Here is a 10,378-nt window from a genome sequence, read left to right on the forward strand (position 1 = left end):
CTCCACCGCCACCGTCGCCTCCTTGAGCAAAGCGATGGTCATGTACCATTCAGGCCTAACAATCCGTGCTCAACCCCGGAGAAGTTACCGGTCTCGTGTAGAACGCTCAATGATGGCGCGGAATACACGCAGTGGCTGTTCTCCTCAGCAGCAGGGGATGGTCGAGCTTCAATTATCAAAGCCCGCCCTTCGCTGATAGGTCCCTCACTGGATAAGCGTGGTAGCTCCTGGATTGTTGATTTTGTTGTCTGCCAGTTCAGCCTTGCAATCGAGCTTGAACGTGCTGTTGCCGATCATGGTGATCTCTTGGGCAACGATGCGGACGCATTCGCCGCCCGTACCACCATTGCCCGCGTATTGGACTTCCTGTGAAGCCGGCATGTAGATAATGCCGTTGAGGTGCGAGTAGCTGTTTCCGTTGATGACGGCAGGTGCCGTGTTGCTGCGGTCTGCAACGATCGAGAACCCGGCCCATGTGCCCGATGTCGGCGCGGTCACGTTGAAGGTTGAACCGCCATGGATATCCAGCTGTGCGCCGTTCAGCAGAAAGAAGGTCACACCATCACCAGTGACCACCGACTGGCTCGCAAACTTCAAGACACCGCCGTCGATCACGTAGTCGCCGGGTTGCAATTTCACATTGCCCTTTATTTCAAGGCCGGCATAGGTGCCCGGCTTCAGCGTTACCGCATAGCCTTCAGGAGGTTTGTTCGACGTCTTGCCGGTGCCGTTGCAATTGCCGCCACCGCCACCGCCGCCGACATAGTTCACTCCGCATCCCGAAAGATCCACCGTTTGTCCAGCTGTCGGCATCTTCTTTCGCTGGAACGGATCAACGGCCGGTGCGCTCCCTTCGTGTGCGCTTCCGCATGCAAGCTTCGTATTGCTAGGCGATGCCGAGACCTTGCCCGGCGTGTAAAGACATTCCGTCTTAAGGTTTCCCGAGCCGCCCACATAAATCGCTTCGTCGCTTATTGAATTTGCGGTGATCGTGCAGCCCGACGTATCGACCTTGGAACTGCCGCTCACCTCGAACGCCCGATTGGCCGTCGGATTGAGCGCCAGGATGCAAGCCTCGGCGGCATTCTGGTAAGAGGCGCCACTGTGGCGGGAGATGGGAAACGACAGACGCGTCAGGAATACAGGATCGTAGTCGAACGCATAGTCGGCGACTGCTGTCACCTGTTGGCCCGCTTCCGTGTAGACGAAATTGACTGAAGGTAGAGGCGCTACCACGCCAGCGTCCGCGATACCCTTGGGGCGTTTCCAATTGCCGAAGAACATTTCATTTCCACCCTCGGTGGCTTGCTCCTCGGTTTGGCCCTGGCCATAAAGCTGTGCGGCCTTGAGCGTCGCGCCGTCAAGCGCGGCCTGCAGCTTCTCGGCTTCGAAACTGGCGTTGGTGTAGTCGATTGCAAGGGAGGCAGCGCAGAGCAAGGGTACCGACGCCAGCGCAGTGATCACTGCGAAGTTGCCGTCATTGTTGCGGAAAAATCGAATGGCATGCCGAGTGAAACGTCCGACCATTTTCGTGTTCCAGATCCAACACAGCGATGGAGACATATTAGATTATTTCTATGTAATAATTGATTTCCAAAGCCGCTCGAATTGTATGCAAGTTAAAAATGGCTAGCGTTATATCGAGGATCATAGACCTTACGAAATCAACATCGCTCTACCCCAACCTTGTGATCCTGGCCACGCCACGCAACGCTCGAGCTGTGAATGAATTCGGCGTTGAAGCTGAACGTTGAAGGGCAACCAGCTTCCCAGCAAGCGTCTTAGGCGGGGGGCAAGTGGAGAATGAGGCGCTTCGCTGCGCAAAAAGAACCCCGCTTATGGCGGGGTCTTGAGAAAACAGAAGAACTGCGCCCAAAGGCCTCAGAGCGCAAAGCGAAGAGTAGTCAAAAGATTGTTCCCCTTCAAATCACGATTTTAGCTGACCGTCTTTGATCGAAACGGTGGGGGCGGGGGCGATTGAGTGGGAGGTTCGAGGAAGGGGTCCAGCCAACTTTTGAACCTCCCTGCTGCCCTCAGAGAAGCAGACAGTACAACCTTACAGAAAGCGCTAATATAATCTAGCGTCAATTCACAAGGCGGGTTGCGCGCTTCTTCCCAAAAAGACAAAGAAAAACCCCGCGACCTAGCGGGGTGAGTAGGGGAACAACGGGAGGAACTAGAAAGAGTAGCTAATACTACCGCAAAAGTCGTATTCGTCAATGAAAATGGATGCGTCTGGTTTTGGAAGTGTCGGTCGCTAGCAATCGCCGATTGCGCAACCGCTCTGCGTCTACTTGTTCTTAAGTAGCCAAACCTTCCCGGCCATCGTAATTCCGTAGACGCCTTTCGAGCTGTCATCGTCAAAGTGCCGCCGCTCTAGGAAGCCATGTCCACGTAGCTCATCCAAGGCCTTTGCTGTTACGGACGACCAAATCAGTATATTTTGTGCTGCCTTCCCGAAAATAAAAGCAATTCAGCTTAAAGCCTCAAGATCGTGTCCTGCGATAAAGGCATCTGGATACTTGCGGCGACAAGCGCCTCGATTGCGCCGCTCTCGATGTCCGGGCAAAGGTTCGGATATTTGAGGTTTTTCGAGACTGCGACCCAATATGGGCTTGAGCCGCAGCCTCTTCTCACTCCGGGAGTGGGGCTTCGGAGCGATTGGTGCCAACAGAGAGATGACGCAGCTACATCCTATCTCCATGCAAGCGGCTATCTAGGAGCGCACGCCTTGATGTTCTTCCCGGGCAGCTTCCCACACTTCCCAAGCGGCGTTCGCATTGATTGCTGCAATTCCTAGGCCAACCAAGAGATCAGGCCAAGCTGACGGCCAAATGAACGCTTTAACGAACCCCGCGACGATGATTGCGATGTTAGCGAGGACGTCGTTGCGTGCTGAGAGAAAAGCCGCCCGCGTCAGGCTGCCGCGATGATGTCGAAAGGCAGTGAGCATCAGGGCGCAGGCCAGATTAACGAGCATCGCCCCGAAACCGGTGAGACTCAAGGCGAAGGACTCGGGCGGCGTCTGGTCCATAAAACGACCGTATGCAACCCAAAAGGTGGCAAGACCGGGCACTAGGATTATCGTCGCTAGGACCATGCCGACCTTTGCTCGCTGCCGGGCCGACCAGCCCAGGGCTAGCCCGATCAGGAGATTGATGGAAGCATCTTCGAGAAAGTCGACGCTGTCGGCGAAGAGCGAAACAGAGCCAATTGAAAGGGCAACGGCAACCTCGACGAAGAAGTACGCAAGATTGAGCAAGGCGACGATAATCACAACCTTGCGCAGGAGATCATTTCGTTGATGCTCTTCCATATTCCCAGCAAACGCATCAGTTGGCTTGTAACCATAGTTACACAAAGGATACTGGCATGGCTACAGGAGGCGTTCTTGCCTATAAGGTTCCCGCTGAACCGAACCGGCATCGCATTGCGCTTTGGCGAAAGCTGAAGGGAATGGGAGCGGGCTATTTGCAGAACGGCGTCTGCCTTTTGCCCAAGACTGACGAACATCGTCGGGCGCTGAAGCTTATCGATAATGAAATCTCGGAAATGGGTGGCGAGTCAATCCTCCTGGATAGCGCTCCTCTCGATCAAGCCCAAGCAGAAAAGATCGTGGCGCGGTTCCGCGCGGAGCGCGACGAGGCCTACAGGGAATTGCTGGATCGCTGCGATGACTTCGAGGCGGAGATTGCGAAGGAAATCGCTTCCGACCACTACAGCTACGCCGAGATTGAGGAAAACGACTTAGACCTCAAGAAACTGAAGGCGTGGTTCGAGAAAATCCAGAGGCTGGACTTCTACGGGTGCAAGGCTCGCCCCTGTGGCAGCCGAACGATTGGCCAATTGCGAGACGCTATTGGACGGCTACGCCAACGAGACGTTCTCACGGCAGGATGAAAACCGTCCGTTTCCGGATAGTGAGGAGGGTTGAAGATGATACGGATCGAAGTAAAGCGCCGTTGGCTTCCTGATGCTCCTCATCGGCGCAGTGTTGATAATTCACGGTGTCGACAACTCTTATTCCCTGCTCGGCACACTGTGGGCGTTTTGGGGAATGGCGATGTGCTCCACTAGAATGACGGTCCTCTCGTGGATTTTTGGACAATGTGACGTCCCAATCGCCCAAGGCGCGTTCGCGGACGTTCGAGCCGAAAGCTTTACGCCCCTGCCTAGGATCGAAATCAATCGCGCGGCTTTCGCCCAATAGCAGATGTTTTCACTTCACCTCCGCCTCGGGTCCCAGTAATACTTATGGCAGAGTTTTTCGTCGGCTTATCGCTTGCGTCATGGCGGCCACCTCCAGGGACGAGCCGCCGCCGTGACTGCAGTGCCGACAGCGAAACTGGGGTGACGCCATGACGGATTTCGATTCAAAAAGACTGTCGCACATCCATCACGAGCTCCACAGCGACCTGCCGTCCGAACCTGCCCTGCGAACCAAGGCACTAGAAAGCCTGCTAACCGAGAAGAAGCTACTCGACGCCTCGGCAATCGATGCCTGGATCGAGATGTACCGTGACGAAATCGGACCAAAGCGAGGCGCAGCAGTCGTCGCGCGCGCCTGGACCGATCCCGCCTTCAGGGAGAGGCTCCTGGCGGACGGCACCTCGGCCATCGCGGAGTTGGGGTTCGCCGGGCATGCTACGGGTCATCTCCAGGCGGTTGAGAACACCGAGAGTGTCCATAATCTCGTCGTCTGCACATTGTGTTCCTGCTATCCGTTCTCGCTGCTCGGCCTGGCGCCGGCATGGTACAAATCGAACGAATACCGGGCGCGTGCCGTTCGCGACCCGCGCGGCGTCCTCAAAGAGTTCGGTGTCGAACTGGACGCTGGAATACAGGTGCGCGTCTGGGACTCCACCTCGGAACGCCGTTACCTCGTCGTGCCGCAAAGGCCCACAGGGCTCGAGGATTTGAACGAGAGCGCTCTCGCCAGGCTGGTGACGCGGAACTCCATGATCGGCACCCAGCGCGATCTCCATCCATCGAAGGACTTAAGCTGATGGATGGTGTCCACGATATCGGTGGTAGGCAGGGCTTTGGCCCTGTTCCAAACAAAGAAGACGGCGAGCCTTTCAATGCCGAGTGGGAAACCCGCGCATTCGGTATCGTCCAATCCTCCGCCCTCGGGTCGGGCTGGACGATAGACTGGTTCCGGCACTGCCGCGAGTTGATCGTGCCCACGGATTACCTCACACGGCCGTATTTCGACCAGTGGATAACGACCCTCGCAGCGCAGCTTGTCGACGAGGGTTATCTAACACTGCAGGAGATCCGGTCAGGCGCATCGTTCTTCGTGCCTAAACCCGCATATCCGGCCGATACCGCCGAAGCTTCGCGCGCCTATGTCAAAGAACCGAAGAGCTATGCCCGCGAAATGAGCACGACTGCGCTGTTTGCACCCGGCGAGCCCGTTCGGTGTTCATCCTTGGGGTCGGCGGGACATACAAGGCTTCCAGGATATGCTCGAGGCCGCCAAGGCGTCGTCCACGCGCATCACGGCGGTCATGTGCTCCCTGACGCCTCAGCACACGGCAGCACGAAGGCCGAACACCTTTATACCGTGGGATTCCAAGCGAGCAAACTCTGGCCTGAAGCCGAGCACGCCATCGACCAAGTGTTTGTCGACTTGTGGGAGAGCTATCTTGAACCTGCATGACAACGATAGCGCGGGACGACTAATTGCGAGGGATAGTGAGCCGCCGTTTCTCGAACCTTGGCATGCCCAGGCACTCGCTATGGCGTCTCTTCTCGTTAGTTCCGGACAGATTTCCCCTGTATCTTGGGCCAATGCACTAGGTGCGGCAATCAGGGCCTCTGGCGAAAATGGCACAGCCGATGACTCCGAAAGCTACTTCATTGCGGTCCTTTCTGCGATTGAAGCGCTGCTCGCTGACAGCGGGAAGATGTCGAAGGCAGAACTCCACGAGCGTGAGCATGCGTGGGAGGAAGCCTACTTGCGGACTCCGCACGGACAGCCTGTGACCCTCGATTAGCGGCGCCTCACGTGCGGAACGATTTGGTCGCGACCAACGAGGCTTCCCCCCTTCTCCGCAGGCAAACCAGTTCCTTGGAGGTTCTCGTGAATTGGCGCTTTGCGCGTGATCGAGGCCCCCCACCATCAGCGCAGTCGGCTTTGAAAACTTGGCGGTTCCAAACTGTTGTGACCACATGGTCCATGACATTGGCGGGTGCTGAGGGTAGCATAGCGACTGAAGCTGGCCCCTCGGAGCTTGAACAATGACCCCGACGCCGACAGCAAGACGTTTCGTAGCCATTCTGGCGGCGGACGTCGTGGGATATTCGCGCTTGATGTCCGATGACGAGGATGGCGCGCTTGACAGTGTCAGGCTGCTGCAAACCGAGCTCTTGAACCCACGCATTGCGGCAGGCGGCGGTCATACCGTCAAGGTTATGGGTGACGGCCTCCTCGCAACATTCGATGACGCTGCCTCCGCAGTCTCTACCGCTCTCCAACTTCAGCATCTGATCGCGAGTGGATCGATACCGGCCGGGATGAAGCCGTTGCAGATCCGAATAGGTATAAACTTCGCAGCGGTGATGACGATCGACGATGACGTCTTCGGGGATGGAGTTAACATCGCGGCACGATTGGAAGCTCAGGCACTGTCTGGCGGGATTTGCATCTCGGGCACAACCTATTCCGAAACTCCGGCAGATCTGCGCGAGCATTTCGTGGATGGAGGTGCGGTCCAGCTCAAGAACATTCCAAAACCCGTTCGGGTATGGCACTGGCCCAAAGCACCGGCACGAGAGCGCTCGCTCCAAAGCGTCGTTGCGGTCCTTCCGTTCCGTCGTGCAAGTGCCGACACAGACGAACTACGAGTCGACGGTTTTACGGAGGACGTTATCTCCGGACTTGCAAGATTTAGAAGTCTTTCTGTGATTGCCGCATCTTCCGCATTTGCGATTCGGGACAAGTCCCAGGATCTAAGAGAACTCGGACGTAGACTCGGCGCCAACTACCTCGTTTCGGGAGACATGCGTCAGTCCGGCAGCGACTTGGTCGTGTCTGTGCGCATGATCCAATCCGATACCGAGCGGCTGCTGTGGTCGGAGAAGTACCGCCGAACGGCGGACGACGTCTTCGCCATCCAAGACGACATCGTGAAGATGATCATTGCCAATCTGGTCGGCCAAATTGAAAGCGCCGACTACCGAGAAGCCGCCCGGCGACCGCCCAACAGCCTCGTCGCTTATGAATTTTACCTACGTGGGCTTGTGCACCTGAGAGGGTATGAGCCCGATGACAACGCAAAGGCGGTCGAGATGTTCGAAGCGGCGGTCGCCGGCGACGGCAGCTTTGCACTAGCGCACGCATATCTCGCGCTTGCCCGGATAGCAGTTGGTGGCTACGCGAACGCCCCAGAGAACGTTCTTCACGAAAGCATCGCTCTGGCGCGTCACGCAGTAAAACTGGATGAGGGAGAGTCAGGCGCTCACCGCGTCTTAGGACTTGCTCACTTGTTCCTGAGGGATTTTCAGAACGCGGAAATCGAGTTCCGGCTGGCATGCAAACTCAATCCCAGCGACGCAAGCGCCATGGTTCAACTCGGCGGTGTCCTCGCGCGGCGCAACCGCATCGAGGAGGCGGTGCCATGGGTCGAAGAAGGCATGCGGCTCAACCCTTATCCTCCGGGTTGGTATCATGCAGTACTGGGCAACCTTCTGTATTTCAGAGGTGACTATCTGAGTGCGCTGTTCGCGCTACGACAGCTTCCCAATCCGGGAAGGTACACGAAGGCCAGGATCCTTGCGTGCCTGTCGATGGCGGGGCGAGTGGACGAAGCGGCTACGTTCGCGGCAAATCTGCATGCGGAATTCCCCGATCTAACGATAACCGAATTCTTGGAACGTGGCATAGTCGTCGAGACCGTGGACCAGATCGAACATTTTCGCCGCGGTCTGGTGGGAACTGGGTTGCCTGAATAGCTCGATAACTTTTGAAAGCTCGGCGCAAAAAAACGCCTGCCGGCGGGGCGGGCTTATCTTTGATTGATTCGTTCGTAATGGCGGCTTAGCCTGTGCTGTATCGCATGCGATATTTGAATGGTAGCGTCTCTTCGAAAGACGGCGCATGAAAACGATCAGCCACATATCCACAGAGGTGGCTCGAAATTATCCGTATATCTGCGGAGGAATTGTTTCGCTTGCATGTTGGTAGTTGCCGCCGCGCTCCGAGCGTTGATTGACCGCGCGTCGTATACGGGGGTGCCATTTATCACCTTCTTCCCCGCGGGGTGGGCCCCGGCACTGGAATTGCCACGATGCTTATGGGCGGGCTGGTGGCTGCGTACGTGTGGGTGCCGCCGTTCTATTCGCTTGCTTTGCTGCGCCACCAATGAATCACCGTCGGCATCTACCTTTTCCTGTCCGGACTTCTTGTCCTCCTGACCCATTGTCTCCGCTCGTCTGCCGCTCGCGCCGGAGCGGCTGAAAAGACCTCACAGCTATACGCGCGCGAAATGGCTCATCGCATGGCCAATTTGGTGACGCTCGTCCAAGCCATGACTAGCATGAGCGCGATAAATCGGACGGCCATCAGGATATCCTATCGATGATTCAGTCCGTGCCTATTCCGTTCGGGGACAGAATCCAGGTTTCAGGTCATTCTGTCGGCGTGACCCCGGAAGCCGCGGCCAAACTCGCTTTGATCTTTCACGAACTTGGAACCAATGCGATGAAGTACGGCGCGCTTAGCGTGGGCGAGGGAAGGGTGCACGTGGCCAGTTCCGCGATTGGTGAGAGCATGTTTATTGACTGGGAAGAAAACGGCGGGCCACCAGTGAACCCCTCGCCTCGACGGCGAGGCTTCGGAAGTCGATTGCTGACGAGTTCTCTCTAAGGGGACAGGTTCTGTTGAACTCAATTTCGGCCCCGCGGGACTTAGCGCTCGCGTAACCCTCAACAGAAGCCAAACTGATCGTCTGAACTTCTTGGGCGTACTATGTATGCTTCCGCGTAGCGCGCTGTTGTCCCGGATCCGGGCTCGGTCCACCAATGAATTAATTGTCTTTTTAAGCTTTGCCTGATGTAATTATCTGATGGCAAAGTCTCCGCATTCAAAGCCCCTCCTTGCAAATGATAAGCCGCTTCGCAGCCGCGCTCGAAAGCCACGGGACCCCTCTCAGCCGAAGCTCCCGCTTGATCCGATGCCTGCTCGCGTCGAACCTTGTCTGGCACTGTTGAAGCCACGTCCGCCCGTTGGGCCGGATTGGCTGTACGAGATCAAGCGGGATGGCTACCGCATCGCCGTTCATCTCAACAATGGCAACGTCCGGATCTTAACCAGGCCACGATTGGACCCGCCGCTTTCCCGCTATCGAGGCCGACGCCAAGCGTCTCGGCGTCGGCTCAGCGATCCTCGATGGTGAAGCCGTCGTACTCGATGACGCCGGCCGATCGGACTTCGGCAAGCTCCAGCAGTCGCTCGGTGGTCGGGGAGGGAAGCTGAACTCAGGCGCCTCTATCATGTTCGCATTCGATCTCCTCTACTTCGACGGCCACGATATCCGGGAAACGCCGCTGACGGGTCGCCGATTCTTCCTTGAATCGCTCCTGAAGAACGAGCAGGGCGCCATCCGGCTTTCCGAAGAGGTTGACGGCGACGGCCGCTCTATCTTCAAGGCCGCGTGCGGGCACGGCCTCGAAGGCGTCATTGCCAAGCGCAAGGACAGCACCTATCGATCGGGCCGTGTCGGTGATTGGCTGAAGATAAAATGCGTCCAGAGCGACAGCTTCATCGTCGTGGGCTATGAGCATTCACTCTCGGCCCGGTCAGGGATCGGCAGCCTGCTCGTGGCAGCTCGCAAGGACGATGACTGGGTATATGTCGGTTCCGTCGGCACTGGCTTCAGCGAAGAGACTGCGGAATCCCTTCGCAAGATGCTCGACACCATCAAGAGCAAGAAGCCGCCTGTTGTTTACGCCGGCCGCCGCAAGAACCTCGTATGGGTTCAGCCGACGCTCATAGCCGAGATCGAGTATCGCGCCTGGACGCATGATGGAAAGATACGCCATGCGTCTTACAAGGGGCTACGAGAGGTGCAGGACAACGCCGCTGTCTACGAACTTCAGGATTGATGGGGCCAAGGACTGGCGACGCAGCCCTTGGCCAAGGATCTTTCGACCCTGTGCTGCGGTTAACCAACCCGTTCTCGACGCCCAGCGACGATGACTTCTGCGGGTCCGAAATGATATCCGTAAATGTTGTATTTTTTGCACAACGGGTATGAAAGCCCCGCTGACACTGATCAAGCGTAGGTCAGGAGCTGCGAGCCAAGGCTGTGAAGCCGTGCGATCAAGAATTCACTTTCCCGCTGCGACTGCTTGAGCCTGACCAGGAGTTGCTCCA

7 protein-coding genes and 1 pseudogene are annotated in these 10,378 nt (G+C 57.0%); 6 read left to right on the top strand and 2 right to left on the bottom strand.

All coding sequences use genetic code 11. The annotated features are described in order from the left end of the window. Positions 1 to 204: 204 nt before the first annotated feature. Both FHT97_RS30305 and FHT97_RS30310 read right to left on the bottom strand, forming a co-directional pair. On the bottom strand, positions 205 to 1,527 hold the full coding sequence (locus FHT97_RS30305; protein WP_183865156.1) for a TadE/TadG family type IV pilus assembly protein: 1,323 nt from the start codon (positions 1,525 to 1,527) through the stop codon (positions 205 to 207). 1,189 nt (positions 1,528 to 2,716) lie between these two features. Continuing rightward, complete coding sequence (locus FHT97_RS30310; RefSeq protein ID WP_183865158.1) at positions 2,717 to 3,316, bottom strand: cation transporter; 600 nt, start codon at positions 3,314 to 3,316, stop codon at positions 2,717 to 2,719. 56 nt (positions 3,317 to 3,372) lie between these two features. Between FHT97_RS30310 and FHT97_RS30315 the strand changes: the two genes are divergently transcribed. The 6 genes and pseudogenes from FHT97_RS30315 to ligD all read left to right on the top strand — a co-directional run bounded on the left by FHT97_RS30315 (position 3,373) and on the right by ligD (position 10,107). Beyond that, positions 3,373 to 3,900: a Chromate resistance protein ChrB gene (locus tag FHT97_RS30315; RefSeq protein ID WP_348649663.1), complete on the top strand. Its 528-nt coding sequence runs from the start codon at positions 3,373 to 3,375 to the stop codon at positions 3,898 to 3,900. Between the two features lie 458 nt (positions 3,901 to 4,358). Next, the gene (nthA, locus tag FHT97_RS30320) at positions 4,359 to 5,006 is read left to right on the top strand and encodes a nitrile hydratase subunit alpha (protein WP_183865160.1); all 648 of its coding nucleotides are present in this window, start codon (positions 4,359 to 4,361) and stop codon (positions 5,004 to 5,006) included. Further along, a complete protein-coding gene (gene nthB, locus FHT97_RS30325) occupies positions 5,006 to 5,662 on the top strand; it encodes a nitrile hydratase subunit beta (RefSeq protein WP_183865162.1) in 657 nt (218 codons plus the stop codon). The genes nthA and nthB overlap by 1 nt, the downstream gene beginning before the upstream one ends. A gap of 581 nt (positions 5,663 to 6,243) precedes the next feature. Further along, complete coding sequence (locus FHT97_RS30330) at positions 6,244 to 7,956, top strand: adenylate/guanylate cyclase domain-containing protein (RefSeq protein ID WP_183865164.1); 1,713 nt, start codon at positions 6,244 to 6,246, stop codon at positions 7,954 to 7,956. Between the two features lie 625 nt (positions 7,957 to 8,581). Continuing rightward, positions 8,582 to 8,869 (top strand): sensor histidine kinase, encoded by a 288-nt coding sequence (locus FHT97_RS30335; protein ID WP_183865166.1) that lies wholly within the window; start codon positions 8,582 to 8,584, stop codon positions 8,867 to 8,869. A 199-nt stretch (positions 8,870 to 9,068) separates the two neighbouring features. After that, a pseudogene (gene ligD / locus FHT97_RS30340) lies at positions 9,069 to 10,107 on the top strand (non-homologous end-joining DNA ligase). Positions 10,108 to 10,378 lie beyond the last annotated feature (271 nt).

Origin of the sequence: Rhizobium sp. BK399, from assembly GCF_014194695.1 — a bacterium.
Classification (GTDB): domain Bacteria; phylum Pseudomonadota; class Alphaproteobacteria; order Rhizobiales; family Rhizobiaceae; genus Rhizobium.